This window comes from Bradyrhizobium cajani, from assembly GCF_009759665.1.
Classification (GTDB): Bacteria; Pseudomonadota; Alphaproteobacteria; order Rhizobiales; family Xanthobacteraceae; genus Bradyrhizobium; species Bradyrhizobium cajani.
Genome location: NZ_WQNE01000016.1, coordinates 110,940 through 135,750, shown reverse-complemented (window position 1 = coordinate 135,750; position 24,811 = coordinate 110,940). Strand labels below are relative to the sequence as shown.

At 65.9% G+C, this 24,811-nt stretch carries 25 protein-coding genes; 11 read left to right on the top strand and 14 right to left on the bottom strand.

Going from position 1 to position 24,811, the window contains the following annotated elements:
- Positions 1–6 precede the first annotated feature (6 nt).
- Entirely contained in the window at positions 7–630 is a 624-nt protein-coding gene (locus tag GPL20_RS20220) for a FecR family protein (protein ID WP_309143240.1), read from the top strand.
- A 26-nt stretch (positions 631–656) separates the two neighbouring features.
- Positions 657–1,511 carry a tetratricopeptide repeat protein gene (locus GPL20_RS20215; protein WP_157331253.1) on the top strand — a complete coding sequence of 285 codons (855 nt, stop codon included), beginning with the start codon at positions 657–659 and terminating at the stop codon, positions 1,509–1,511.
- Positions 1,512–1,591: 80 nt separating this feature from the next.
- Here GPL20_RS20215 and GPL20_RS20210 read toward each other — a convergent pair whose 3' ends face one another.
- Complete coding sequence (locus GPL20_RS20210) at positions 1,592–2,665, bottom strand: tartrate dehydrogenase (RefSeq protein ID WP_157331252.1); 1,074 nt, start codon at positions 2,663–2,665, stop codon at positions 1,592–1,594.
- 147 nt (positions 2,666–2,812) lie between these two features.
- Between GPL20_RS20210 and GPL20_RS20205 the strand changes: the two genes are divergently transcribed.
- Both GPL20_RS20205 and GPL20_RS20200 read left to right on the top strand, forming a co-directional pair.
- Positions 2,813–3,730 carry a LysR family transcriptional regulator gene (locus tag GPL20_RS20205; protein ID WP_157331251.1) on the top strand — a complete coding sequence of 306 codons (918 nt, stop codon included), beginning with the start codon at positions 2,813–2,815 and terminating at the stop codon, positions 3,728–3,730.
- Between the two features lie 38 nt (positions 3,731–3,768).
- A complete protein-coding gene (locus GPL20_RS20200) occupies positions 3,769–4,593 on the top strand; it encodes an aspartate dehydrogenase (RefSeq protein WP_167533117.1) in 825 nt (274 codons plus the stop codon).
- A gap of 324 nt (positions 4,594–4,917) precedes the next feature.
- On the opposite strand, the gene GPL20_RS20195 is transcribed toward GPL20_RS20200, so the two are convergent.
- From GPL20_RS20195 to GPL20_RS20155, 9 genes are all read right to left on the bottom strand, one after another.
- Positions 4,918–6,222 carry a PQQ-dependent sugar dehydrogenase gene (locus GPL20_RS20195; protein ID WP_157331249.1) on the bottom strand — a complete coding sequence of 435 codons (1,305 nt, stop codon included), beginning with the start codon at positions 6,220–6,222 and terminating at the stop codon, positions 4,918–4,920.
- Positions 6,223–6,365: 143 nt separating this feature from the next.
- Positions 6,366–6,575, bottom strand: coding sequence for a hypothetical protein (locus tag GPL20_RS20190; RefSeq protein WP_157331248.1), 210 nt, complete (start codon positions 6,573–6,575; stop codon positions 6,366–6,368).
- 174 nt (positions 6,576–6,749) lie between these two features.
- Positions 6,750–7,376, bottom strand: coding sequence for a methyltransferase family protein (locus GPL20_RS20185; protein WP_157331247.1), 627 nt, complete (start codon positions 7,374–7,376; stop codon positions 6,750–6,752).
- Positions 7,377–7,403: 27 nt separating this feature from the next.
- Complete coding sequence (locus GPL20_RS20180; RefSeq protein WP_157331246.1) at positions 7,404–8,435, bottom strand: NAD-dependent epimerase/dehydratase family protein; 1,032 nt, start codon at positions 8,433–8,435, stop codon at positions 7,404–7,406.
- 29 nt (positions 8,436–8,464) lie between these two features.
- The gene (locus GPL20_RS20175; protein WP_157331245.1) at positions 8,465–8,983 is read right to left on the bottom strand and encodes an Mpo1 family 2-hydroxy fatty acid dioxygenase; all 519 of its coding nucleotides are present in this window, start codon (positions 8,981–8,983) and stop codon (positions 8,465–8,467) included.
- Positions 8,984–9,154: 171 nt separating this feature from the next.
- Positions 9,155–9,820, bottom strand: a complete 666-nt coding sequence (locus GPL20_RS20170) for an OmpA family protein (protein ID WP_157331244.1) — start codon at positions 9,818–9,820, stop codon at positions 9,155–9,157.
- Positions 9,820–10,236, bottom strand: a complete 417-nt coding sequence (locus tag GPL20_RS20165) for a hypothetical protein (protein WP_157331243.1) — start codon at positions 10,234–10,236, stop codon at positions 9,820–9,822. Before GPL20_RS20165 ends, GPL20_RS20170 begins: the two co-directional genes overlap by 1 nt.
- An 88-nt stretch (positions 10,237–10,324) precedes the next feature.
- Positions 10,325–10,615 (bottom strand): type II toxin-antitoxin system HicB family antitoxin, encoded by a 291-nt coding sequence (locus GPL20_RS20160; protein WP_157331242.1) that lies wholly within the window; start codon positions 10,613–10,615, stop codon positions 10,325–10,327.
- Between the two features lie 7 nt (positions 10,616–10,622).
- Complete coding sequence (locus GPL20_RS20155; protein WP_157331241.1) at positions 10,623–13,223, bottom strand: ATP-dependent helicase; 2,601 nt, start codon at positions 13,221–13,223, stop codon at positions 10,623–10,625.
- Between the two features lie 237 nt (positions 13,224–13,460).
- Here GPL20_RS20155 and GPL20_RS20150 point away from each other — a divergent pair, with 237 nt between their 5' ends.
- Positions 13,461–13,634 (top strand): DUF1328 domain-containing protein, encoded by a 174-nt coding sequence (locus tag GPL20_RS20150; protein ID WP_008556598.1) that lies wholly within the window; start codon positions 13,461–13,463, stop codon positions 13,632–13,634.
- A 37-nt stretch (positions 13,635–13,671) separates the two neighbouring features.
- On the opposite strand, the gene GPL20_RS20145 is transcribed toward GPL20_RS20150, so the two are convergent.
- Positions 13,672–14,178, bottom strand: coding sequence for a thioesterase family protein (locus GPL20_RS20145; RefSeq protein ID WP_157331240.1), 507 nt, complete (start codon positions 14,176–14,178; stop codon positions 13,672–13,674).
- An 86-nt stretch (positions 14,179–14,264) separates the two neighbouring features.
- Here GPL20_RS20145 and GPL20_RS20140 point away from each other — a divergent pair, with 86 nt between their 5' ends.
- Complete coding sequence (locus GPL20_RS20140; RefSeq protein WP_254126136.1) at positions 14,265–15,689, top strand: FAD-binding oxidoreductase; 1,425 nt, start codon at positions 14,265–14,267, stop codon at positions 15,687–15,689.
- 23 nt (positions 15,690–15,712) lie between these two features.
- Here GPL20_RS20140 and GPL20_RS39595 read toward each other — a convergent pair whose 3' ends face one another.
- Entirely contained in the window at positions 15,713–16,021 is a 309-nt protein-coding gene (locus GPL20_RS39595) for a hypothetical protein (RefSeq protein ID WP_246250759.1), read from the bottom strand.
- 6 nt (positions 16,022–16,027) lie between these two features.
- On the opposite strand from GPL20_RS39595, the gene GPL20_RS20135 reads away from it, so the two are divergent.
- Together GPL20_RS20135 and GPL20_RS20130 are read left to right on the top strand one after the other, a co-directional pair.
- Positions 16,028–17,131: a Spy/CpxP family protein refolding chaperone gene (locus GPL20_RS20135; protein ID WP_246250757.1), complete on the top strand. Its 1,104-nt coding sequence runs from the start codon at positions 16,028–16,030 to the stop codon at positions 17,129–17,131.
- Between the two features lie 119 nt (positions 17,132–17,250).
- Positions 17,251–17,607, top strand: a complete 357-nt coding sequence (locus GPL20_RS20130) for a hypothetical protein (protein ID WP_157331237.1) — start codon at positions 17,251–17,253, stop codon at positions 17,605–17,607.
- A 33-nt stretch (positions 17,608–17,640) separates the two neighbouring features.
- On the opposite strand, the gene GPL20_RS20125 is transcribed toward GPL20_RS20130, so the two are convergent.
- Positions 17,641–19,125, bottom strand: coding sequence for a caspase family protein (locus GPL20_RS20125; RefSeq protein ID WP_157331236.1), 1,485 nt, complete (start codon positions 19,123–19,125; stop codon positions 17,641–17,643).
- A gap of 414 nt (positions 19,126–19,539) precedes the next feature.
- Between GPL20_RS20125 and GPL20_RS20120 the strand changes: the two genes are divergently transcribed.
- From GPL20_RS20120 to GPL20_RS20110, 3 genes are read left to right on the top strand one after another with little or no spacing between them, the layout of a single operon-like run.
- Positions 19,540–20,571 (top strand): TRAP transporter substrate-binding protein, encoded by a 1,032-nt coding sequence (locus GPL20_RS20120; RefSeq protein ID WP_157331235.1) that lies wholly within the window; start codon positions 19,540–19,542, stop codon positions 20,569–20,571.
- Between the two features lie 5 nt (positions 20,572–20,576).
- Positions 20,577–22,430: a TRAP transporter large permease gene (locus GPL20_RS20115; RefSeq protein WP_167533121.1), complete on the top strand. Its 1,854-nt coding sequence runs from the start codon at positions 20,577–20,579 to the stop codon at positions 22,428–22,430.
- A gap of 10 nt (positions 22,431–22,440) precedes the next feature.
- Entirely contained in the window at positions 22,441–23,418 is a 978-nt protein-coding gene (locus GPL20_RS20110; RefSeq protein WP_254126134.1) for a hydroxyacid dehydrogenase, read from the top strand.
- Here GPL20_RS20110 and GPL20_RS20105 read toward each other — a convergent pair.
- Positions 23,415–24,581: an ABC transporter substrate-binding protein gene (locus GPL20_RS20105; RefSeq protein ID WP_157331233.1), complete on the bottom strand. Its 1,167-nt coding sequence runs from the start codon at positions 24,579–24,581 to the stop codon at positions 23,415–23,417. The two genes, GPL20_RS20110 and GPL20_RS20105, sit on opposite strands and share 4 nt — an antisense overlap.
- Positions 24,582–24,811 lie beyond the last annotated feature (230 nt).

Genomic DNA, 24,811 nt, shown 5'->3' with positions numbered 1-24,811 from the left:
ACCTTGGTGGCCGGTTTTGCTTGGGTCATCGCGAATGGACTTGCTGCGCCGGCGCAGGCTCAAGTCGATCCGTTAAGGCCCGTCCTTCGGGATGTTGCGCCAAAGCCCATCGGAAAGGTCGTGGCCGTCACGGGGTCGGTCACGATCGAGCACGCTGGTGCGGTCGTCGTCCAGGCGAACCTTCCCGATCAGGCCGCTCAAACCAAGGTGGGCGACGTCGTGTATCTGCGCGACGTGGTGCGAACCGAGACGGACAGCCGCGTCAGCATCAATTTCAACGATGGCTCGTCGTTCAATCTGTCGAGCAACGCGCGCATGACTTTGGACGAGTACGTGTACGAGCCTGACGGCAAGTCCAACGCCACGTTCTTCAATCTGACCAGAGGGACGGCCACATTCGTTGCCGGCCAGGTCGCGAAGACCGGCGATATGAAGGTCGATACGCCCGTTGCAACGATGGGAATCCGGGGCACCACGCCGCACATCGAAATTTCAGATGATGGCGCGGTCAAGTTTTCGACTCTCATCGAAGAGGGCAAGGGCAAATTGCTCAAGAAGCGCGCCGCGGCCACGCCGCGGCAGCCCGAACGGGAAAGCGGTCCCAGACTGAACATCTGCCGAGGATGCTGAAGCGATCTTCGGGATGAGACACGAAGATGATTATGAGGGCCGCCATCATCGGCAGCGTCGCGCCCATTCTCGCCCTGCTGTTGCTCGGGTCGCCGGCGGCCGCGCAGCAGCCGCAGAAGAGCAGTCGGCTCAAGACCGTTGAGCAGTGCAACGGTGCGGACCGCATCCCGGCGCAAGCCCGGATCGCCGGTTGTACGGCGCTCATCAATTCGGGTGACGTCAAGGCGACCGCGCTGGCCGTGGCCTACAACAATCGTGGCAACGCCTATACCGCGACAGCGGAGTACGACCGTGCGATCAGCGATTTCGATCGGGCGATCGAACTCGCGTCTGGCTACGTCAAGCCGGTGAACAACCGCGGCGTGGCCTATTTGAGGAAGGGCGCGTATGGCGACGCCATCAAGGCTTTCGATGAGGCAATCCGGCTCAACCCCGGTTATGGCGGCGCCTTCGCCAACCGCGCCGAGGCCCATCTTAAATTGAACCAGTATGATCGGGCCGTGCGGGACTTCGACGAGGCCATCCGCCTCGATCCGGATTCGAGATTGGCAAGGAGCGGGCGGTGCTGGACCCGAGCGATCATCGGTGATCTCCAGGCCGGGCTCGACGACTGCGACAGGGCGATCCAGACGGGATCAAACGATGCCGCGACATACGATTCCCGTGCGCTGATCCATCTGAAGATGGGCCAGTTCGCCGCGGCCATCGACGACTACAATTCGGCGTTGCGCCTGGCGCCAAATCAGGCAAGCGCGCTCCATGGGCGCGGGCTGGCCAGACTCAGGCAGGGTGACAAGGCCGGCGGCGATCGCGACGTCTCGGCCGCACGGCTCATCGACGTCAAGGTCGGCGACGCCTTCGCGCGCTATGGCGTGCAGTGACGTCGCGGCCGGTCCACTGAATCCGCATTGATGTTGAGTTCATGGACCACAAGGCCCCTCAGGCGTCCTGAGCCACAATGCTATGCGTTCGAGCCGTGGATCGCGTCGATCACCGCGTCCGTCACTTCCTTCGTCGTCGCCTTGCCGCCGACATCGGGTGTCAGCACGCCGGCTGCACAGACGCGCTCGACGGCTGCCATCAGCCGGGCAGCGGCGTCCTTCTCGCCGAGATGCTCGAGCATCTGCGCGCCGGTCCAGAAGGTCGCAACCGGATTGGCGATGCCCTTGCCGGTGATGTCGAAGGCCGAGCCGTGGATCGGCTCGAACATCGAGGGAAAGCGGCGCTGCGGATCGATGTTGCCGGTCGGCGCCACGCCGAGGCTCCCCGCAAGCGCACCGGCGAGATCGGAGAGGATGTCGGCGTGGAGGTTGGTCGCAACGATGGTGTCGAGGCTCTTCGGATGCAGCGTCATGCGCACGGTCATGGCATCGACCAGCATCTTGTCCCAGCTGACATCGGGGAATTCGGTAGCGACCTCCGCCGCGATCTCGTCCCACATCACCATGCCATGGCGCTGCGCATTCGATTTGGTCACGACGGTGAGCAGCTTGCGCGGGCGCGACTGTGCGAGCTGGAACGCATAGCGCATGATCCGCGTGACGCCGACGCGGGTGAACACCGCGACTTCCGTCCCGACCTCTTCCGGCAAGCCCTTGTGCGCGCGGCCGCCCATGCCGGCATATTCGCCTTCCGAATTCTCGCGCACGATCACCCAGTCGAGATGGCCGACGCCGACATTGCGCAGCGGCGAGGCGACGCCCGGCAGGATCTTTGTCGGCCGCACATTGGCGTATTGGTCAAAGCCCTGGCAGATCGGCAAGCGCAGGCCCCAAAGCGTGATGTGGTCGGGCACGTCGGGCGCCCCGACCGCGCCGAAATAGATCGCGTCGAACTTCTTCAACTCGGTAAGGCCGTCGGCCGGCATCATCACGCCGTGCTTCTTGTAGTAATCCGAGCCCCAGTCAAAGGTCCTGACGTTGAAGGCGAGGTCGCCGCTGCGCTTTGCCAGCGCCTCCAGCACGCGGACGCCGGCCGAGATGACCTCGGGGCCGATGCCGTCGGCGGGGATTGCTGCGATCGAATGGGTGCGCATGGGAGGGCTCCGTTTGAGAGATCGCGCCAGCATATCTGACGGTCTGCGTCGGCGGCGAAGCTAAACGGGGCGAGCAGCAGACTCAATTGACGCTGGTTTATACAAAAAAATGATATAATCCTCGCATGGCGAGACGAGAGGTCCGGAATGGAATTGCAGCAACTCCGATGCTTCGTGGCGGCGGCCGAGCAGTTGCATTTCGGCCGCGCGGCGCAGCAGCTCCAGATGCTGCCCTCAGCGCTCGGCCGTCAGATCAGGCTGCTGGAGGAGGACCTGGGAACGCGGCTGTTCGCGCGGACGACGCGTGCCGTGTCGCTTACCGAGGACGGAACGACGCTGCTGCGCGATGCCCGCGCCATCCTTGCCCGGGTCGAGGCGGTTGAGAGTAACTTGCGCAACCGCTCGCGCGCGGGCGCCCCGCGCCGCCTGCGGATCGGCGCCATCGACAGCGCGGCGGCCGGCTTGCTGCCGCCGCTGCTGCGCGATTTCCGCGACAAGCACCCTGACATCGCGGTGCAGCTTCTCGAGGACAAGACGGTCCGTCTGCTGCCGAAGATCCTGACCGGGGCGCTCGATCTCGCCTTCGTCCGTCCGCCCGGCCGCGCCGACAAGCGGCTCGAATTCCGCGATCTGCTCCAGGAGACCGCCATCGTGGCGTTCCCGCAGCGGCACGCGATGGCCGGGCGCAAATCAATCACGCTGGCCGATATCGCCGAGGAGGCGATGCTGGTGCCGGACCGCCGCTCGCGGCCGCACAGCCACGACCTCACGGTCAAACTGTTCGAGCAGGCAGGATTGACGCCGCGCATCGTGCAGGTCGCCGACGAGAAACAGACCATCATCAATCTGGTCGCAACCAAGCTCGGGGTCGCGATCGTGCCGCGCTGGACCGCGCGCATGGCGGTCACCGGCGTACGCTTCGTGCCGCTCCGGCCGAAGCGGAATGGTCCGGTCGGCCGGCTGCCGCTCGCGGCCGCATGGCTGCGCGGCTCGCGCGATCCGGCCCGCGACGCAATGCTGGCGCTGCTGGAGGCGCGCCTGCGCAGCTATGCGCGGGATGCCTGAGGGGTTATGACGTTGGCTTGGCGAGGAGGTGGGATGTCATGACCGAGCGGAAAGCTGTGAGCGAGTTGCGGGTGGGCATTGCCGGGCTGGGATCGATCGGCACCAAAATCGCGACCGCGCTCGATCAGGGCATCGAAGGCCTGACGCTGTCGGCCATCGCGGTGCGCGATCCCGCGAAGCACCAAGCGCTCGTCGATGGCCTGCGTCGTTCGCCGACAATCGTGCCGATCGACCAGCTCGGCGACGTCGCCGACATCGTGGTCGAATGCGCCCCAAGTCAGCACCTGCGCGAGATCGTCGAACCCGCGGTGAGGCGCGGCAAGTCCGCGGTCGTCGTCAGCGTCGGCGGGCTGCTCGACAATTTCGATCTCGTCGATCTCGCCCGCGCCAATGGCGGCCGCATCATCGTGCCGACCGGCGCGCTGATCGGGCTCGACGCCGTCAACGCCGCCGCGGTCGGTACCATCCATTCCGTGAAGATGGTGACGCGCAAGCCGATCGACGGTTTGAAGGGTGCGCCGTTCATCGTCGAGAACAACATCGACATCGACAATCTGCGCGAGCCGCTCAAGCTGTTCGAAGGCACCGCGCGCGAGGCCGCAAAGGGCTTCCCGGCCAATCTCAACGTCGCGGTTGCGCTGTCGCTCGCGGGCGTCGGGCCCGACCGAACCCAAGTGCAGATCTGGGCCGACCCGACGGTGACGCGCAACGTTCACCGCATCGAGGTCGAGGCGGATTCGGCGCGCTTCTCGATGTCCATCGAGAACATCCCGTCCGAGAATCCCAAGACCGGGCTGATCACGGCGCTCTCCGTGATCGCGCTGCTGCGCAAGCAGCGCGCCACGCTCTGCGTCGGGACGTGAGTTTTAGAGGATGATGAGTTGAGGTCTAGTCAAGCTCGACCAACGGCAGTGCTCTCTCCGTTCCCTCCCCCCTTGTGGGGAGGGCTATCGCATATGCTGCCAATTTCTTTGTGGCCGTCCTTCGAGACGCCCGCCGTTGGCGGGCCCTCAGGATGAGGACCGAGTGCGTGGCAGCAGTTTCGACGAGCGCCGATGCCGCTTAGCCTCATCCTGAGGAGACCGCGAAGCGGTCGTCTCGAAGGACGAGGCGCGCGCTCAGGTCACGCAAAATGCCATATGCGATAGCCCTGCCTCAGGCGGGGAGGGAACACAGCTGTGTCGGGGTTACGCGCCCGTCACGCGCCAGATCACGTTGCCGACGTCGTCGGCCATCAGCAGCGACTTCTTGTCGGGGCCGATCGTGACGCCGACCGGGCGGCCGTAGGATTCTTTCTCGTCCGGGGACAGGAAGCCCGACAGGATGTCGCGACCGGGGCCGGAGGGCTTTCCGTTCTCGAACGGGATGAACACCAGTTTGTAGCCGGAGAGCTTGCTGCGATTCCATGAGCCGTGCTGGCCGATCACCATGCCGTCGGGGAAGCCGGGCAGCGTGCCCGCGGGCATCCAGCACAGGCCGAGCGAGGCGGTGTGGCCGCCGAGCGCGTAATCCGGTTGAAGCGCCTTGGCGACCATCGCCGGGTCCTGCGGCACGCGGTCGTCCACGGTCTTGCCCCAATAGCAATAGGGCCAGCCGTAGAAGCCGCCGTCGCGCACCGAGGTCAGATAGTCCGGCGGCGTTTCGTCGCCGAGACCGTCGCGCTCGTTGACGACGGTCCAGAGCACGCCGGTCGTCGGCTCCCACGCGAGTCCCACGGGATTGCGCAGGCCGGCGCCGAAGATGCGATGCGTGCCGGCGACGAGGTCGAGCTCGTAGACCGCGGCGCGGCCTTCCTCGACCTCCATGCCCGTCTCGGCGATGTTGCTGAGCGAGCCGACGCCGGCATAGAGCTTTTTGCCGTCGGGGCTTGCCAGAAGACTCCGTGTCCAGTGGCCGCTCGGCTTGAACGTCGTGAGCCGCTTGCCCGGCGCGGTGATGCGATCTGCGTTCGCGACATAGGGAAAGGCCATCACGCCATCGGTGTTGCCGACATAGAAGGTGTCGCCGACCAGCGCCATGCCGAAGGGCTGGCTGAGGTTCTCCATGAACGCGCCGCGATATTCGGCGAGGCCGTCGCCGTCCTTGTCGCGCAGCAGCGTGATGCGGTTGGCGGAAACGCCGAGGGCCGCGGCGCGCCGCATCGTCGCCTGCATCGCATAGTGAAACACGCTGCGCGGCGGACCGGCGATCTGCGTCGCTTCAGCGATCAGCACGTCGCCGTTGGGCAGCACCTCGATCCAGCGCGGATGGTCGAGGCCGGTCGCAAACGCGTTGACCTTGAGCCCGGGCGCGACCGTCGGCTTCTGCCCCTCGCTCCAGCCGCGCGCGGTCGGCATCTTCAAGGTCGGGATGGCGCCTTGCGGCTTGGCTTCGGGAATGGCCGGCTTCTCTCCCCAGGCCGGCGCGGGCTCGGTGCCGGACAGCTTCCGCCATTGCAGCGCGACGCCACCAAGGAATGCGACGAACTGCGCGAAGATGCTGGAAAAGGTCATGAGAAGCCCCTGTTTGCGCGCGCATCCAACTGGCTGACGGGGCAGACGTCAACCTGTGCGGCACGCCGCCGGGGCCTATTCCCGTGGAATGGCAGCCGACCGAATTTGCATGGGACGAGCGCCGACGGGCCTTACCCGGGACATCACCGGCCGATCTGCCGCTCCAGCCGCCGGGCTACGCGAAAATCATCGAGATGATGGATGTTCGGTGCGAGCGCAGCCTCCTTGGACAGGAGATGATAGACCCGCGCCACGGTGCGTTGCTTCTGCTTCGATCGTCCGGGCCGCAGCGCCCGCGCCTTGCGGACGGCGGCGATCGCATGCGCGCGAAAATAGTCGTAGGCGTCCGACATGGCTCGATGCTCTGCGGTCGATGCAGGTCGAGGGGTAACGGGCGAGCGGAGGGGCGGTTCCTGGTAATGATTCCCGTAGCCCGCATGAGCGAAGCGATATCCGGGGCGACTGGTCCCGCATATCGCTTCGCTCATGCGGGCTACAAGCCGCGCGTCCGGACGCGAGAGCGCGCCTCACCGCGGCGACAGGAACGGGATGATCATCGGGACGCGACGGCAATAGGCGCCGTAGGCGTCCTCGCCGAGCTCCTTGGACAGGAACACCTCTTCCATCCGGCCCTTCTGCCACATGCCGAGCGAGATCAGGACGGCGCCGAGGATCGCGGTGACCGTGCCGACGGCAATGCCGGTCGCGAGCATGCCGGCGATCAGGCCGGTGTAGATCGGATGGCGCACGATGCCGTACGGGCCGGTGTCGATGACGCGATGGTCTTCCTTGTGGGTGATGGTGTTGGACCAGAACTTTCCGAGATGCAGCCGTCCCCACCAGGTGAAGGAGATGCCGGCGAGCACGATCAGGGCCGTGATGTAGACACCGGCATTGCTGAAGACCCACAGCGGCTTCTCGTTCAGCACTTCCGCGGTCCACGGCGTGAACAGGATGCCGCCCACCAGGATCGGGATGCGATAGCGGCCGGACTCCAGCGTCAACACCTGCTTCTGGGTGCGGCCCTGCCAGAACGAGGCGCCGACCCAGCTTGCGAGCCAGGCGAGCCAGATCAGGGCGAGCAGTTGCGTCGGCCAGGTCGTGGTCCAACCACCCCAGGCGACAGAGAGAAGCTTGCTGAAATCGAAGGACATGAAGGTTCTTTGGGTTGGGCGGCGGCTTCAGCCCGCGCGCGAGGAAAGCGCGTGATGCTCGATGGCGCCGGAAGGCCGCTGGCCGTTGCGGGCAAGCAGATGGGTGATGGTTTCGCGCAGCACCGGCTCGATCGGGCGCGGCGAGTAGCCGAGCTCGGTCCGCGCCTTGCCGATCGAGAGGTCGCTCGCGGCGAGCGCGATGCGCACGCCCTCGGCGGTGCCGTTAGGCGGCCGGCGCGTGATGCGATCGGAGATGTATTCGAGCATGATGCCCGAAAGCTCGGCGATCCTGCCGGGCACGACGACCGGAAACTGCCGGCGCCCGCTCATCGCGGACATCATCCGCAGGATATTGCCGAGCGGGACGCAGTCGCCGCCGAGGATGTAGCGCTGGCCGATGCGGCCGCGCTCCATGGTCAGCACGAGGCCCATCGCGACATCGCGGACATCGACGAGATTGACCAGGAAGTTGAGATGCGGCTGCACCTTCTTCTGGAGGAAGTACCACAGCATCGCCGTCGGCGGCGTCAGATTGTGGTCGGCAGCTCCGATCGGCATGGTCGGCGTGCCGATCACGAGCGGAAAGCCATCGGCCGCGGCCTTGGCAGCATGATGCTCGGCGAGCGACTTCGACCGCGTATAGGCGCCGGGCATCGCATCGGCCGGCTGGAGCGCCTCTTCGGCGGCAACACCGTTGAGGTCGGTATAGGGAAACAGGATCGATTCCGTCGAGCAATGCAGGAAGCGCGACACGCCGCGCTTCATCGCTGCCGCGAGCATGACTTCGGTGCCGCGGCAATTGACGTCGTGAAAGTCCTGTTTGTTGGCGACCCACATGCCGGGCAGGCCGGCGAGGTGATAGACCTGCTCGACGCCGGCGAGCGCGGCATCGACCGCGGCGCCGTCGAGCACTGAACCGTGCACATGTTCAACGTCCGCGTTCGCCGCGGCTGGCGGACGCACATCGAGAACGCGTACCCGCTGCCCTCGGGCGCGGAGCGCATCTACGAGATGATGTCCGATGAAACCACTGCCACCGGTAACCAGTACGAGAGCCATGAAGAAGGTTTACTGTTTCGCTTCTGGAGCTATCGGGTTGAAAGGGAATTGGTCGGAAGAGGCGCCAGAATCGCGGCAAGGTCGCGACGAAAACCCAGCGCGATGAATAATTTTGCCATCACGAACATCGGTCCAAGCAAAAGATGCGAGGGAAAGGTGAACAACGAGGCCTCGCGCCCCTCAAAAACCTTGTGGCCGATGGTCTGCGCGGCGAAGCCGAGCACGACCAGCGTGGCGAAGATCGCCCACATCGCCACGATGCTGACTTGGGCCGCAACGCTCGTTGCGATCGAAAACAGCACGATGGAGACGACCAGAATACCGACCCCGAGCGCCACGTCGAGCAGCAGCCAATAGACCAGAACCGGCAAGGCCAGGATGACCGCCAGGCTGAGCTCCATTCCGAACAGCGGCACCTTCACCAGGGTCAGCGGCAGCACGGCGCCGGTGAACAGCAGGAGAATGCCGACCACATGCATCGCCGTATTCCGAGGATCACGATGGTACTCGACATAAACGGCAAGTTGGCGTTGAAAATAGCCACCCATCTTGGTCTCATGCAGCACGGGGTCGGGAAGGACGAAAAAAGCCTATAGCACCGGACCGGGCGGTGCACAAACAGGCTCCATTGTCGCGCGAAACCATGCTGTCGCGCTGTGAGACAGGTCACAAATGGTCAGGACTTCAAGGGGTTCCGTCGGGCGCCGCGGCGCGCATCCTCAGCGCTTCTTGGCGGGCTTTTTCGCCGCAGGCGCAGGTGCCGCAGCCGGATGCGCCGGCTCCTCCGGCAGCTTGGCATAGGTCAGGATCTGCAACTGACCGTTGACGGCCGAGGTCGGCTTGGCCCGGTCGAGGAACTGCTCCTCGCCGAGGCCGATCGGGTGCAGCCGCTTGGTCGAGATCTTGAACGTGTTGACCAGGACGTCGCGGATGGCGTCGGCCCGGCGCTGGCTGAGGATCGCGTTGGCCTCGCGCGTCTTCGAGTTGGATTCGACATGGCCGACGATCAGGAAGGTGTAGGGCAGCAGCGAAGAATGAACCAGCGCGTCCGCGATGCGGCCGACGGTCTGGTAGGAGTCCGGCTGGATGATCGGCGTGTCGGCATCGAACTGGATCTGGGCATTGAAGGCGGGCAGCTTGGCCAGATCAGGCGCGATCAGCGGCCGGTTCACCGGACCCGGATCGTTCTTGATCCTGGCCTTGGCGCGCTCCATCACCTGCTGCTTCAGCGCGGGAAGGTCGACCTCGGCGGCTTCCTCGAAATGGTTGAGCTTGCCGACGATGTCGTCGCGGGTCGGTGCCGTCTGCGCGCGTGCGGCGGTCGCGAGCAGGGCGAAACCCAGCGCGATGCCGATTCCGGCGGTGGAGAGCCCCTTCGCGCGCATCACCGGTATCCCGCCTCGTCGACGGCCTTCAGGCAGTTGTTGCTGATGCCCTTGGGCGTCGAGACCAGGCAGGGGATCGACTTGCTGGTCTCCTTGGTCGAGCCGCCGCAGACCTTGACGATCTCGCGCTGGCAGGCGTTCGCCACCGTGACGCGCGCGGCGACGCGCTTCTGGATGGCGTCGAAGGTGCGGAGGTAGTCACCCTGGCATTGTTGCGACAGCACGTCGCGGTTGCGCGACAGGCACTCCTTCAGCCGGGTCGAGTCCGGGTTGACGCCGCGGCAATTGGCGACGATTTCCGCACCGCAGCTTTTGGCCAGCATCCCGATCGAATCGCCAAAGCTCATGGTCTCCGCCGCCGCAAGCGACGGCATGACCAATGCAAGCACGATCAGTGTGATGGAGCCCCGGACCATGGCTGCATCTGATACGGGGAAGTTCGGTATGGTCAAGGGCTGTTCGGACCAGAACCGTCGAGAGTTGCGGCAGTGCGGCGAACAATCCTCACTCCGTGGCCTCAGTGAGGGGCGGCCATTCGATCAGGGCGACCGTGTGTTTCGCCAGGTCGTCGGCAAATTCCGGATCTGCCTTGAGCTGGTCCAGTGTCCTCGGCGGGGGAAGCTGCCGACCATCCTCGATCAGGTCCTGCGCATAGAGAGCGAGCGCCTCGGGCGCATTCTCCAGCGCCTCGTCGACGTCGTCGCCGCCGGAAATGCAGCCGGGCAGGTCCGGAAACCACAAGCTGACGGCGTCGTCAGGGCCTGAGTCTTCGATGATGGCAACGTACTGAGGCATATCGGCCTCACGCCCGCTGCACGAAACTGTCCACGACCTTCTTCTCGCCGGCCTTGTCGAAGGCGATGGTGAGCTTGTTGCCGTCGATCTTGGTGACGTGGCCGTAGCCGAATTTCTGGTGGAACACGCGGTCCGAGAGCGAGAATTCCGAGGTCGTGCCGGTGGATTTGGCGACCAGCTCGCCCTCGATCGTCAGGGGCCCGCGGCGGCGCGAGGAGAAGCTGCCGAAATCGGGTGAGGACGACGCGGACGAGAACGTCGATGCCTCTTCCTCGAAGCCGCCCCGGCCGCCGCCGCCGCGGCCCCCGCCGCGGTTGCGGTTTGCCTGGGCCCGCTGCCAGCCCGGCGTCGAATAGCTGGAGCCGAACGCCTCCATGTCGTCGAAGCGCGAGGCGCCGTAGCCGCCGGTGCCGCCCCAGGCCGAGCCGCCCTTGGATTCCGTGATCTCGACATTGGCCGCGGGCAATTCGTCGAGGAAGCGCGACGGGATCGTGGTCGACCAGGTGCCATGGATCCGGCGGTTGGTCGCAAAATAGATCTTGGCGCGGCGCCGCGCCCGGGTCAGGCCGACATGGCCGAGCCGCCGCTCTTCCTCCAGGCCGGCGCGGCCCTGTTCGTCCAGCGTGCGCTGGCTCGGGAACAGGCCTTCCTCCCAGCCGGGCAGGAACACGTTGTCGAACTCGAGGCCCTTGGCCGAATGCAGCGTCATCAGCGAGACCGCATCGTCCTCGGCGCCGCCCTCGCGGTCCATCACCAGCGAGATGTGCTCGAGGAACCCTTGCAGGTTCTCGAACTCCTCCATCGAGCGCACCAGTTCTTTCAGGTTCTCCAGCCGGCCCGCGGCGTCCGCCGAGCGGTCCTTCTGCCACATCTCGGTATAGCCGCTCTCGTCGAGCACGATCTGGGCGAGATCCGTATGCGCGGTGACCTCGCGCTGGGCGCGCCAGCGGTCGAACTGGGTGATGAGATCGCGCAAGCTGCCGCGCGCCTTCGGCTTCAGCTCGTCGGTCTCGACCACGGCGCGCGCCGCCTCGAACAAGGGGATGCGGCGCTTGCGGGCGTGGTCATGCAGCATCTGCACGGTGGCGTCGCCAAGCCCGCGCTTCGGCGTGTTGACGATGCGCTCGAAGGCGAGATCGTCGGCCGGTGAATTGATGACGCGCAAATACGCGAGCGCGTCGCGGATTTCGGCGCGCTCGTAGAAGCGTGGGCCGCCGATCACGCGATAGGGCAGGCCGAGCGTGACGAAGCGGTCTTCGAATTCGCGCATCTGGTAGGAGGCGCGCACCAGGATCGCGATCTCGTTGAGCTTCTCGCCCTGGCGCTGGAGCTGCTCGATCTCCTCGCCGATGCCGCGGGCCTCCTCCTCGGAATCCCACGAGCCCGTCACCGTGACCTTTTCGCCGTCATGGTCCTCGGTGCGCAGCGTCTTGCCGAGCCGGCCTTCGTTGTGCGCGATCAGATGCGAGGCGGCGGCGAGGATGTGGCCGGTCGAACGGTAGTTGCGCTCGAGGCGGATCACCTTGGCGCCGGGAAAATCGTGCTCGAAGCGCAGGATGTTGTCGACCTCTGCGCCGCGCCAGCCATAGATCGACTGGTCGTCGTCGCCGACGCAGCAGATGTTTTTGGTGGGGCCTGCGGGAGCGGCCGCAATCGCCGCGCGCTCCGTCATTCCGGGGCGATGCGCAGCATCGAACCCGGAATCTCGATCCGTGGACTCATCTCCAGATTCCGGGTTCGGCTCTTCGAGCCGCCCCGGAATGACGGCTTGTGCGGCTGGCTTCGCCGGCGCCTGCGACAGCAGCCGCAGCCACAGATATTGCGCGACGTTGGTGTCCTGATACTCGTCGACCAGGATGAATTTGAAACGCTGCTGGTACTGCCGCAGGATGTCCGGGTGCTCGCGGAAGATGCGGATGTTCTCCAGCAGCAGATCGCCGAAATCGGCGGCGTTCAGGATTTTCAGCCGCTCCTGGTAGCTCGCATAGAGCTTGCCGCCCTTGCCGTTGGCGAACATCGCAGCCTCGCCTGACGGCACCTGCGATGGCATCAGCCCGCGGTTCTTCCAGCCGTCGATCAGCCCGGCCAGCATGCGTGCCGGCCAGCGCTTGTCGTCGATGCTCTCGGCCTGGAGCAGCTGCTTGAGCAGCCGCACCTGGTCGTCGACGTCGAGCACGGTGAAATTCGACTTGAGCTGCGCCAGCTCGGCATGGAAGCGCAGGATGCGCCCGCCGATGGAGTGGAAGGTGCCGAGCCACGGCATGCCCTCCACCGCGTGGCCGAGCATCTGGCCGAGCCGGTGCTTCATCTCGCGCGCGGCCTTGTTGGTGAAGGTCACCGACAGGATCTCGGCCGGGCGCGCGCGGCCCTGGCTCAGGATGTGGGCGATGCGCGTGGTGAGCACGCGTGTCTTGCCGGTGCCGGCGCCGGCCAGCACCAGGACCGGGCCGTCCAGCGTCTCCACCGCCTCGCGCTGCTCGGGATTGAGCCCGGACAGATATTTCGGTCCCACCGAGGCGCGGGCACGCGCGGCGATGCCGCCGGCCGCGGGCTGGTGGTCGGGGACGCTCTGGGAGGTGATCTTGCTCGGCTCGGTCATGCGAATCATTGGCCCCACGATGGCACCGCGGGGTGGCGGAAGGGAGCCTTCATAACAGGGAATGGTGCCTATATGGGGCGCCGGCAAGGGTTTTCCACGTACGCGGCGGGCCGATTTGTTCCTGCGAAGGCTGCGAATTTCCACCCTATGCCTGCCGGAACCATCGTTCTCGCGTCGAGATTGTCTGGGCAGGTGGCGCGGCCAGTCGCGCTAGACGCAGACAGACATCAAGACGAGGGTTTGACCATGCTTGGCTGGGTTGTGACGTTTCTGGTTATCGCACTGATCGCCGGTATCCTGGGCTTCGGCGGCATCGCCGGCGCTTCGATCGAAATCGCCAAGATCATCTTCTTCATCGCGGTCGTCCTGTTCCTGGTCTCGGCCGTGGTCGGTCTGGCGCGCGGCCGCAACAGGATATAGGGCGACCGCCAAAACGCCATACACGATCGCGCCGAACTTAACGCCTCGAGGGCATCGCCACGCTCCGGCCGATGCCCTCGGGGCGCGGCACGGCGCTGTGGGCCTCCGTGACCGCAGCGATGCGCTGCTGGATGTCGGGCGGAAACGGCGCAACGCGCCGCGCTTTCATGTCCATGTGCAGCGACATGTTCTCGGAAGTGGCGGACAGCCAGCCCTCGGTGGCGTGCCGCATCTCCTCGAACGTGTGTATCCGCTTGTCGTCCGCCTCCAGCAGCCAGACGAAGATCTGCACGGGATCGCCGAGATGGATCTCGCGCAAATAGCGCACATGGCATTCGGCGGTGAAGCTCGAGCCGCCGCGCTCCTTCATGTAGGCCGGCCCCATCCCGAGCTGGAGCCACATCTGGTCGATCGCCCGGTCGAACATCACGTTGTAATAGGCCATGTTGAGGTGGCCGTTATAGTCGATCCATTGCGGCTCGATCTGCATGATCGAGGCGCGGAACGGCTCGGCGTTGGGCGCTGAAGCGGCAGTCTCCGGCATGTCTCATTCCCTGGCTATGCGTCCGGTCCCTTGACTTGACCGGTTATATGTCCTTTGCCACGGTTCTTCTGTCGGGAGGAATGTCCGTGGGTACGACCATTACCAATAATCCGCCGCGGCCGGAGCCGGAAGCCCTCGCGAGCGCGCTGCACCAGCTCGCCGCACGCTTCGGCAACCGCCTCATCACCTCGCAGGCCGTCCGCGAGCAGCACGGCCATACCACCACATGGATCGTCAACCAGCCGCCGGACGGCGTGGTGATGGCGCAGGAGACCGCCGACATCCAGGACGTGGTGCGGATCTGCGCCAGACATCGCGTGCCGGTCATCCCGTTCGGCACGGGCACTTCGCTCGAGGGCCAGGTCAATGCGCCCGCCGGCGGCATCTCGATCGACCTGCGCGACATGAACAAGGTGCTCGCGGTTCATGCCGAGGACCTCGACTGCGTGATCCAGCCCGGCGTCACCCGCAAGGCGCTCAACGAGCATCTGCGCGACCAGGGCCTGTTCTTCCCGATCGATCCCGGCGCGGATGCTTCGCTCGGCGGCATGGCCTCGACGCGCGCGTCCGGCACCAATGCGGTGCGCTATGGCACGATGCGCGAGAGCGTGCTGGCGCTGAAGGTCGTGCGCGGCGACGGCGAGATCATCACGACCGGCACGCGCGCGAAGAAATCCTCGGCGGGCTATGATCTGACGCATCTGTTCGTCGGCGCCGAAGGCACGCTCGGCATCATCTCGGAGCTGACCATCCGCCTGCGCGGCATCCCGGAAACGATCGCGGCCGGCGCCGTGTCGTTCGAGACCGTGCACGGGGCGTGTCAGGCGGTGATCCTGGCGATCCAGACCGGCATTCCCGTGGCGCGCATCGAGCTGCTCAATGCCGCGCAGGTGCAGGCCTGCAACGCCTATTCCAAGCTGACGCTGCCGGAGACGCCGCTGCTGCTGATGGAATTCCACGGCAGCGAGGTCGAGGTCGCCGAGCAGTCGAAGGCATTCGGCGAGATCGCCAAAGAGTGCGGCGGCGGCGATTTCTCCTGGACCACCAAGCCGGAGGATCGCACGAAGCTGTGGCAGGCACGTCACGACGCCTATTGGTCGGTGAAGGCGCTGCGGCCCGGCGACAGCATCGGCGTGGTCGCGACCGACGTCTGCGTGCCGATCTCGCGGCTCGCCGATTGCGTCAGCGAGACCGAGGAAGATCTCAAGCGCCTCAACCTGCTGTCGCCGATCGTCGGCCATGTCGGTGACGGCAATTTCCATTGCTCGCTGGTCTGCGACACCAATGACGCCGGCGAGATGGCGCGCGGCGAGGAGTTCATGCATCGCCTGGTCGAGCGTGCGCAGGCGATGGACGGCACCTGCACCGGCGAGCACGGCATCGGCCAGGGCAAGCAGAAATACCTCAAGGCCGAGCTCGGTCCCGAGGCGCTCGACGCGATGCGGGCGCTGAAGCAGGCGCTCGATCCGCTCAACATCTTCAATCCCGGCAAGATCGTGCCGGAGGCGTAGGCCGCGGCCTGCGTCGGGAACTTTCAGCAGTCCAGCCGGTTCCAATTCCCGCCAAGTTCCGATGCCTCAATGGCGCGGCTCTTCGGGAGGATACGATGTTGCGACCAGTCGTTGGAATTGCAGTGGTGGCGCTTGCTTGCGTGCTGGCGGGTGCGGCTCTGGCGAAGGGCGGACATGGCGGCGGCCACGGCGGCGGGCATGGCGGTGGCCATCACGGTGGCGGTCACCATGGCGGCGGTCACCATGGCGGCGGTCATCATGGCGGTGGTCACCATGGTGGTGGTCATCATGGTGGTCATGGCTTCAAGCACGCTCACGGTGGCGGGCATCATGGCGGGATGCGGTTTGCAACCGGGGCCCGGCGTGGCGGCCAAAACTTCGGTCAGATCCGCAATGCGGCGATACGGCCTGCGAACTTCCGCAATGCGCTGAACGCCAGCGCATTCCGCAACGGCCGGTTGATCAGCAATCCGGCCGCACGGGCGCAGCTCGCGGCCGCGGCCGCGCTCGCCGGCTGGCACGGCACGAGCAGCGGCTGGTGGCAGCATGCGGGTGGCGGCTATGGCTGGGTCGGACCACTGTTCTGGCCGTTCGCCTACAACGATCTCTACGACTACACGATCTGGGGCGACGGTGTCGGCTTCTGGGGCTACGGCTATCCGGACATCTATGCCGGCATGTTCGGTCCCTACGGCTATGATCGCCTCGCGATGTATCTGCCGCAACGTCCACAAGGACGACGGCACGCGCGCGGTGCTACGCTCGATCAGCTCTGCGGCAGCGATCGCCGCGCCATCGTCGGTCTGCCGATCGATCAGATCGCGGCCGCAGTGCAGCCCACGGATGCGCAAGGCGCCAACCTCGATGCTCTCGGCAATGCCTCGATCGACGCGGCCGAGCTGATCCGAACGTCCTGTCCGACCCAGGTTGCGGCGACGGCGCCCGGCCGGCTCGCGGCGATGCAGCAGCGGGTCGAGGCGATGGAGAAGGCGGTCGATCTCGTCCAGCCCGCGCTCGACAGGTTCTACGGTTCGCTGACCGACGAGCAGAAGGCGCGCTTCAACGCGCTGGCCGAAAATCAGCGTCGCGCGACGGCCTCGAACAATGTCGATGGATCGGTGGTCCAGAGTTGCAGCACGCCCGCCGCGTTCGATTGGCCCGGCGCCACGATCGAGGAGAGGCTTCGTCCCAACGACACCCAGCGCGCGGCGCTCCAGGTGCTCCAGGATACCAGCGCCAACGTCGGCGCATCGCTCAAGGCGGCCTGCCAGCCCAATGACGTGATGACACCGCCGGCACGCATGGCCGCGATCCGCCAGCGCCTCGACGTGATGCTGGAGGGCGTCAAATCGGTGCGCGCGGCGCTCGATGATTTCTACGCCACGCTGAATGACGAGCAGAAGGCGCAGTTCGAAGCGATCGGGCCGCGCCGCATGTCCTGAGCACGCGGCAAGCCAAACGGGCGGAAAAAACCGCCTCGCCGATTCTGACCGGGCCCACTATGCTGGGCGCTGCCGAAACCGGACGAGGCGTGACTGGGAGATCACGGGGTGGCGGAAAGATGAAGTGGTTTGCAAGGCGGCGTCCCGCAGACATATGGGATGAGCCGATCCAGGGCCCGATCGGCGACATCGAGGCAGCCGACCGGATACGCAAGATCTGCCAGGCCGCGAGGGCGAGCGCCGAAACCGTCGGAGATTCCGTACAAGGTGCCGAGCGCTATGAACGCGCGGCACGCGCCGCGATGGAGATCGCGATGAAGATCTCCGACGATCTGATGCGCGACGACGCTGTCCGCCGGATCGTCGATCTCTGCATGAAGGCCGACGACGTCAAGACCGCCCAGATATTGTCGCGCGCAATCCAGGCCAGTTGGGTTCGCGAGGCCATGCAGCGCGACTATCCGGCGCTCGCGTAGTCGTAAGCCTGCCTCGTTCGTTTTCGGACCGCCTCAGTATCTGCGGTAGTCGCCGCGATAATTGTCTCCGCCGCCGCGGCCGCCCATTCCCATGCCGAGTCCGATCCCGATGCCGATACCCTGCATCACGGCGCCGGGCGGCGGACCGGGGGGCGGCGCGCGCTCGTAGACCACTTCCTCCGGCGGAGGCGCAGGCCGGCGCTTGGGCGGCGTCTCGACGACCTTGCGCTTCGGCGGCGTGTCGTCGACGCGCTTCTTGATGATGGGCGCAACCGCCGGGTTGACCGGCGTTGCCGGCGGCGACGGCGTCGAGCACGGGCAGGTCGGTGCCATCGCGACCGCGACCGGGGCGGGAGTGGCCGCAGCGGCGACAGGCAGTGCGTAGTTGCGGTTCTGGACGCGGAGCAGCAGCCGGCGCGCGGTCGCGGCCAGATCGCTGTTGTCCCAGTTCGCCAGATAGGCTTCGAACGAGGCGCGGGTGTTGATCGCGGTCGCGCGCTCCCAGGCCAGCATCTGCCGTCGCCGTTCCAGCACCGCGCGCAGGCGCGGCGTGCGGGTGTCCTGGGCGTACAATTCGATATAGGCCTGATACGCCGGCACGGTGTCGTCGGTGATCACGAGTTCATAGGCAACCATGGCCGGCTTGCCTTGCAAGTCCCTGCGCCAGTCCTCGACGCTGCGCGTGCCGCTGGCGAGCGCCATTGAGCCTGCGCCCGGAAGGGACGGCTGCTGGCTGCCGGTCTCGCCAAAGAACCTGAAGTCGGTCGTCAGCGACGAGCTTTCCCAGGGGATCTGCCGTCCATCGGTCGATTGCGCCACGGCGACGCGGATGCGCTTGAACACCTCCTCGATCGGCAGGTTCGGTTGCTTGGCGACGGTGAGTGCTGCCGTGGTGTAGGGACTGTCGATGCCCGAGCCGTCCTCGGCCTCCGCGCCGGGCGAGGTCGAATAGGAGATGAACGAGCCGGGCGCACCGGCCTTGGTGTCGACGATCGCAAGGCCGTGGCCGGCGCCGCTGAGCGCCGGGAACGGATTGTTGCGGCAGGCATCGAGCATGAAGATGCGCGCCCGCGTCGGTAGCGCGCCGAGCGTATTGAGCAAATCGTTCAGCCGTACGCCCTGGAGCGGAATGTCGGCCTCGCGCTTCGGGTCGAGATCGACCGGCACCAGATAGTTCTCGCCGTCGATCTGCAGGCCGTGGCCGGCATAGAACACCAGCGCAACGGTGTCGGCGCCGCTGGCGCTGACCTTGCCGGCGAAATCCGAGATCGCCTGGCGCATCTCGTTCTGCGCCAGATTGGCTGCCGTGGTGACGGTGAAGCCTGCGCTGCCGAGCAACTCGGTCATGCCCTTGGCGTCGTTGGCGGCGTTGGGCAGTTCCGGCACCGTGCGATAGGCGGATTGACCGATCACGAGCGCGAGACGGGCTTCGGCGGCGGCATCCGTCGGTGTCATCAATTGCGTGAGCGCAAGAAGACCGGATGCAAGGAACAAATTGCAAAGGACTGGACGGCGCATGGTTGTCACCTCCATCGGCAATGCGCGCGATGATGTCACTTTTTCTAGGTTGTCGCCACGCGTCTGTCTGTGCGCTGGATCACGCTGCGAATGGCGCCCGCCGGAGCCAGCCTAGCATCGTTGTGGTGTCATCCATGTGAATTGCGCATTGATCCATGCTCCAATTGGATCGATCGGGAGCGTCGCGCCAAAGCGGACTCGAACATCGGACGGCGCGGCCGGTCCTGAGCGAGAATCGCGGAAAAACACGGTTGTTTCGCGCCGCTTTCGTGCCGTCGTCATTCGCAGGGCGCCGCTCGGCGGCGGCTGGCTGCAACCCTTGCCTGCCCTGTCGCTTTGGCCATACAGTTCGCGCAACAGGCCGCACGCGACGATCGCGGCCACCAACAAGAACAGTCGGGGAGAGACCGCACCATGACCATCGTGCCCGTGAACCGTCGCGCGTTCATCAAGTCATCGGCGGCGGTCACCGCCGGTCTCGTGCTCTCCCCCGCCATCATCGGCCGCGCCGAAGCCGCAACGTTGAAGCTGAAATGCTCCTCCTCGCTGCCGAACGATCCCAAATACGCCAACGGCCGCGTCTACTGCGACAATCTGGTCAAGAACCTGAAGGCGAACGGGCTTGGCGAGCAGATCGAGGTCGCATTCTTTCCCGATAACCAGCTCGGCCAGGAGATCGACGTCATCAATTCGGTGAAGCTCGGCGTCATCGATCTCATGGTGTCGGGCTCGTCGATCTCGGCGAACCTCGTGCCGCTGGTCGGCACCTTCGATCTCGGCTTCCTGTTCTCGAGCTTCCCGCAGCAGACCAAGGCGTTCGACGCCGGCGCCGCCAAGCCGATCGAGGACGCCCTGCTCAAGGGCGGCAACATCCGCATCATCGCCTGGGCCTATAATTTCGGCTCCCGCAGCGTGCTGGCGAAGAAGCCGGTCAAGACGCCGGAGGATCTCGCCGGCCTGAAGATCAGGACGCTGCCAAATCCTGTCATCACGGAATGCCTGCGCCTGATGGGCGCCGCGGCGACGCCGCTGGCGTTCGGCGAGATCTACACGGCGTTGCAGGCCGGCGTGCTGGACGGGCTTGAGCACGATCCGCCGACGATCCTGGCCAGCAAGTTCTTCGAAACGTCGAAGTTCTATGGGCTGACGCAGCACAATTTCTCGCCGCTCGCGATCTACTTCAGCGACATGACCTACAACCGCATGGACCCGAAGCTGCGCGAGGGCTTCCTCGATGCCGCGAAGAAAGCCGCGTCCGACACGCGCGCTCATGGGCTTGCGGTCGAGAAGGAGGCGCTGGCGGCCTTGACCGAGAAGGGCGTCACGTTGGCTGAATGCGACCGCGAGGCCTTCCGCACGCGCGTGGCGCCGCAGACCGAGAACTTCATCAAGGCGCGGCCGGAGTCCAGGGCCGTCATCGACATCATCCGCGCGACGCAAGCCTGATGGCGATGACAGGCGCCATGTCGCTCTCGGGCGGCCGCCACGGGAGCATCGCCCTGCTGCTTCGCCTCAGCGATGCGGTCGCGGCCATCCTGCTGGCCGCCGACCTGCTGGTGGTCTGCGCGTCCGTGCTGCTGCGCTTCTTCTTCAATGCGCCGGTCGAATGGTCGGACGACGTCGCGCGCGGACTGATGGTCGGCTCGGCCTTCTTCGGCGCGGCGAGCGCGCTCGCGCGCGGCGAGAATGTCGGCGTGTCCTTCTTCCGCGACCTGCTGCCGGCGCGGCTGCGCACGCTGGTCGATGCCGCGAGCGCACTGCTGATCGTGCTGATCTCCGGCTATGTCGCCTACAACGCCATCAAGCTCGGCTCGCTGACATCGGGCCAGACCACCGGTTCCGGCCTGCCGCTGGAGCTGACCTTCTACCCGATGGGCGTCGGCGCGCTGTTCATGACGGTGTTCGCGATCGACCATCTCTGCGCAAGGCCGTTGCCCGATATCGTCAGGGGCCTCGTTGCGATCATCGTCGTGACCGGCCTCTATCTCGCCTGGGATTATCTGTCGCCGTCCTCGGTGCCGTCGGCGGGTACGCTGATGCTGATCGGCTTCTTCGCAACCCTGTTCGGCGGATTGCCGATCGGTTTTGCGCTGGCGCTCGCCGCGCTGATCTTCATCTGGGTCGAAGGCGCGCTGCCCGGCGTCATCTTCGCCCAGCAGATGGCGCGCGGCATCGACAATTTCGTGCTGCTCGCGATTCCCTTCTTCATCCTGGTCGGCTACCTCATGGAAGCCAACGGCATGTCGGTGCGGCTGATCGAGCTGTTGCAGCGCGCGGTGGGCCGGATGCGCGGAGGCCTGAACGTCGTGATGGTCGCCTCCATGGTGCTGTTCTCCGGCATCTCCGGCTCGAAGATGGCGGATGTTGCCGCCGTCGGTTCCGTGCTGATCCCGGCGGCGCGCCGCTCGAAGCAGAACCCGGGCGGAGCGGTGGCGCTGCTGGCGGCGTCCGCGGTGATGGCCGAGACCATTCCGCCCTGCATCAATCTGATCATCCTCGGCTTCGTCGCGAACCTGTCGATCGGCGGGCTGTTCGTCGCCGGCCTCCTGCCGTCGGCGCTGATGGCGCTGGTCCTGATCGCGGTCTCCATCATCTTCGGCAAGCGGCCGGCGCAGGCCGAAGAGGTCGAACCGCAGATGCCGGTGTCGGGCCTGTGGAGCGGCGCGATCGCCTCGTTCGGCCTGATCTTCATGATCTTCTTCGGCTTCAAGAGCGGCTTTGCCACCGCCACGGAAATATCGGCGTTCGCGGTGGCTTATGCGCTCGTCGTCGGCAGCGTGGTGTTCCGCGAGCTCGGCTTCAGATCGGCCGCGCACAGTTTTGTCCAGGCGGCGACGCGCGCGGGCCTCGTGCTGTTCATCGTCGCCGCCGCGCAGTCGCTCGCCTTCACGCTGACCTTGCAGCAGGTGCCGCATGCGGTCGGCGATTTCATGCTCGGACTGTCCAAGACCTCCGGCGTCTGGTTGTTCATCCTGCTGGCGATTGCGGTGCTGATCGTGATGGGCTCCGTGCTCGAAGGCGCGGCCGCGCTCATCATCTTCGGGCCGCTGCTGCTGCCGGTCGCCGTGCAGCTCGGCGTCGATCCCCTGCATTTCGGCGTGGTGCTGGTGATCGCGATGGGCATCGGCCTGTTCGCCCCGCCGCTCGGGCTTGGGCTCTACGGCGCCTGCTTGATCGGCAACGTGCCGATCGAGCAGACGGTGAAGCCGATCATGGGTTATCTCGGCCTCCTCTTCCTCTGCCTGCTCGTCATCGCCTTCGTGCCGTGGCTCTCGACCGCGCTGCCGCGGGCGTTCGGATATTGAGGAGTCTGTCGTGAAAGTCCTGCTCGCGCACACGCCGGAGATGCGGCGCAACTATTACGGCGACCGCAGCCTGAACGGTCTGCGCGCCACCGCCGAGGTGATCCTGCACGAGAGCGATGAAACGCTCGACGTCGCCGGCCTCGTGCGCGCGGCGAGAGACGTCGACATCATCGTCGCCGACCGCATGACCGAGGGCAGCGGCGAGATCTTTGCGCAGCTGCCGCATCTGCGCGCCTTCGTCCGCTGTGCCGTCGACATCCGCAACGTCGATGTCGAGGCCGCCTCGCAGGCCGGCGTGCTCGTGACCCGCGCCGGCCCCGGCTTCGTGCAGGCGGTGGCCGAGCTCGCGCTCGGCTTCATGGTCGATCTCTCCCGCGGCGTGTCGCGAACGACGGCAGCCTACCAGGCCGGCCGCAAGCCCGAGGCGCGGATGGGCCGCCAGCTCGCCGGCAGCCGGATCGGCATCATCGGCTATGGCAGCATCGGGCGCTATCTTGCCGAAATCGCAAAAGTGCTGCGCATGGAGGTGCTGGTCGCCGATCCCTTCGCGACCGTCAGCGACGCTGCGATCCGGCATGTCTCTCTCGACGAGCTCCTCGCCGCGTCGGACTACGTCGTCTGCCTTGCGATCGCCAATGAAGCAACCGAGAACCTGATCGGCGAGGCGGCGCTGGCGCGCATGCAGAATCATGCCGTCTTCGTCAATCTCTCGCGTGGCAATCTCATCGACGAAGCGGCGCTCGCGCGGGCGCTATTGGAGAACCGGATTGCGGGTGCCGCGATGGACGTCGGCCGCGCACCCGACCAGATGCCGACGCCCGAGCTGGCGAAATTGCCGAACGTCATCGCCACGCCGCATGTCGGCGGCCTGACGCCGCAGGCGATCGAATACCAGTCGCTGGAAACGGTGCGTCAGGTCGAAGCGATCGTCAGAGGCGAGGTGCCACAGGGCGCCGTCAACGCGGACCGCTGGACGCGGCGGCCCTAAAGCCTGTCCACCGCCTTGAACGTTCCGTCCTTCTGGATCACGGTCAGAAACACCTTCGGCGGCGTGTCGATCATGCGCATGCCGACGGTGACGATGGTGCCGCTGATGTCGAAGCGGCCGACATCGTTGATCGCGCGCAACAGGCTCGCGCGCGTCGGCTTCGGTCCGGCCTGTTCCAGCGCCGCCGCCGCGAGGCGGCCGGAGAGATAGCCTTCGAGCGACACGAAGTCCGGTGTCAGCGCCGGGTCGAACGCCTTCTGCGCCGCCTGGTAGTCGGCGACGAGCCGCAGGGAGCGATCCCAGGGAAACGGCACGACCTGCGAGACGATGACGCCTTCGCCCTCGGGGCCGAGCTCCCTGGCGAGCGCATTGGCACCGACGAAGGAGATGTTGACGAAGGTCGGATTGAAGCCGCTGCGATGCGCGAGCTTGATGAATTCCGCGCAGGGACCGTAGGTCCCGACCATGACGATGGCTTCGGGCTCGGCTCTCTTGATCACCCGCCAGGCCGGGCGGACCGCGCGGGTGTTGCGTTCGAAGGTGCCCTCGGCGGCGAGCTCGAGGCCGCGCTTGGCGAGCGCGCGCTTCACCCCGGCAAGACCGTCGCGGCCGAACGAGTCGTCCTGGTAGAAGATGCCGATGCGGGTGAACTTGCGATCCTCGGTGAGATGCTTGATCCACGCTTCGGCCTCGGCGCCATAGCTCGCGCGGATGTTGACGACGTTGGCAAGCTCGAGGTCGCGCAGGAATTCGGCGCCGGTGAACGGGCCGATGAAGGGCACGTTCCTGGCGCTGGTGATCGGTATTGTCGCCATCGCGGTCGGCGTGCCCACCGCGCCGATCAGCGCGAACACCTTGTCCTCCTCGATCAGGCGCAGCGTCTGCGCCACCGAGCGGTCGGGGTCGTAGCCGTCGTCGCGGCTGATCAGCTGGAGCTTGCGGCCGTGAACGCCGCCTTTGGCGTTGATCTCGGTGAACGCCGCGACGATGCCCTGCCGCATCTGCTGTCCGAGTGCGGAGGAGGGACCCTCGAGCGCGGCGGCCTGGCCGAACAGGATCGCATCGTCGCTGACGCCGACCTCGTCGCCTTTCGCTGGAAGCGTCGCCGCTGCCAGCAATGCGATGGTCAAGGCGACGTATGTCGCGGATCGCGATCGTGTCATGAGATGGTTTGCCGGATGCGGGATGCGTTGTGGAAACGATAGTTCTGCGGCCTGAACAGGTTGCTAACCCGCAACCTGATCGATGGTCCGTAAGACTCCGGGTAAAACCGGCAAATTACCGGCAGACTGCCGCGACTTGCAGGGGCAATCGTTAACTAAGCCGCGCAATGCGGCGCACCCCGGTGTCAAAATTGTGCAGTTCTTAACCGCGATCCTTGTCCGATAGTGGT

Bases quoted from the DNA above. Each gene is read 5' to 3' on its own strand.
- GPL20_RS20215 (WP_157331253.1), top strand. From the start codon at position 657: ATGATTATGAGGGCCGCCATCATCGGCAGCGTCGCGCCCATTCTCGCC.
- GPL20_RS20210 (WP_157331252.1), bottom strand. From the start codon at position 2,665: ATGCGCACCCATTCGATCGCAGCAATCCCCGCCGACGGCATCGGCCCC.
- GPL20_RS20205 (WP_157331251.1), top strand. From the start codon at position 2,813: ATGGAATTGCAGCAACTCCGATGCTTCGTGGCGGCGGCCGAGCAGTTG.
- GPL20_RS20200 (WP_167533117.1), top strand. From the start codon at position 3,769: ATGACCGAGCGGAAAGCTGTGAGCGAGTTGCGGGTGGGCATTGCCGGG.
- GPL20_RS20195 (WP_157331249.1), bottom strand. From the start codon at position 6,222: ATGACCTTTTCCAGCATCTTCGCGCAGTTCGTCGCATTCCTTGGTGGC.
- GPL20_RS20190 (WP_157331248.1), bottom strand. From the start codon at position 6,575: ATGTCGGACGCCTACGACTATTTTCGCGCGCATGCGATCGCCGCCGTC.
- GPL20_RS20185 (WP_157331247.1), bottom strand. From the start codon at position 7,376: ATGTCCTTCGATTTCAGCAAGCTTCTCTCTGTCGCCTGGGGTGGTTGG.
- GPL20_RS20180 (WP_157331246.1), bottom strand. From the start codon at position 8,435: ATGGCTCTCGTACTGGTTACCGGTGGCAGTGGTTTCATCGGACATCAT.
- GPL20_RS20175 (WP_157331245.1), bottom strand. From the start codon at position 8,983: ATGGGTGGCTATTTTCAACGCCAACTTGCCGTTTATGTCGAGTACCAT.
- GPL20_RS20170 (WP_157331244.1), bottom strand. From the start codon at position 9,820: ATGCGCGCGAAGGGGCTCTCCACCGCCGGAATCGGCATCGCGCTGGGT.
- GPL20_RS20165 (WP_157331243.1), bottom strand. From the start codon at position 10,236: ATGGTCCGGGGCTCCATCACACTGATCGTGCTTGCATTGGTCATGCCG.
- GPL20_RS20160 (WP_157331242.1), bottom strand. From the start codon at position 10,615: ATGCCTCAGTACGTTGCCATCATCGAAGACTCAGGCCCTGACGACGCC.
- GPL20_RS20155 (WP_157331241.1), bottom strand. From the start codon at position 13,223: ATGATTCGCATGACCGAGCCGAGCAAGATCACCTCCCAGAGCGTCCCC.
- GPL20_RS20150 (WP_008556598.1), top strand. From the start codon at position 13,461: ATGCTTGGCTGGGTTGTGACGTTTCTGGTTATCGCACTGATCGCCGGT.
- GPL20_RS20145 (WP_157331240.1), bottom strand. From the start codon at position 14,178: ATGCCGGAGACTGCCGCTTCAGCGCCCAACGCCGAGCCGTTCCGCGCC.
- GPL20_RS39595 (WP_246250759.1), bottom strand. From the start codon at position 16,021: ATGATGCCCGCCACCGTGAGCGTGCTTGAAGCCATGACCACCATGATG.
- GPL20_RS20135 (WP_246250757.1), top strand. From the start codon at position 16,028: ATGCGGTTTGCAACCGGGGCCCGGCGTGGCGGCCAAAACTTCGGTCAG.
- GPL20_RS20130 (WP_157331237.1), top strand. From the start codon at position 17,251: ATGAAGTGGTTTGCAAGGCGGCGTCCCGCAGACATATGGGATGAGCCG.
- GPL20_RS20125 (WP_157331236.1), bottom strand. From the start codon at position 19,125: ATGCGCCGTCCAGTCCTTTGCAATTTGTTCCTTGCATCCGGTCTTCTT.
- GPL20_RS20120 (WP_157331235.1), top strand. From the start codon at position 19,540: ATGACCATCGTGCCCGTGAACCGTCGCGCGTTCATCAAGTCATCGGCG.
- GPL20_RS20115 (WP_167533121.1), top strand. From the start codon at position 20,577: ATGACAGGCGCCATGTCGCTCTCGGGCGGCCGCCACGGGAGCATCGCC.
- GPL20_RS20105 (WP_157331233.1), bottom strand. From the start codon at position 24,581: ATGACACGATCGCGATCCGCGACATACGTCGCCTTGACCATCGCATTG.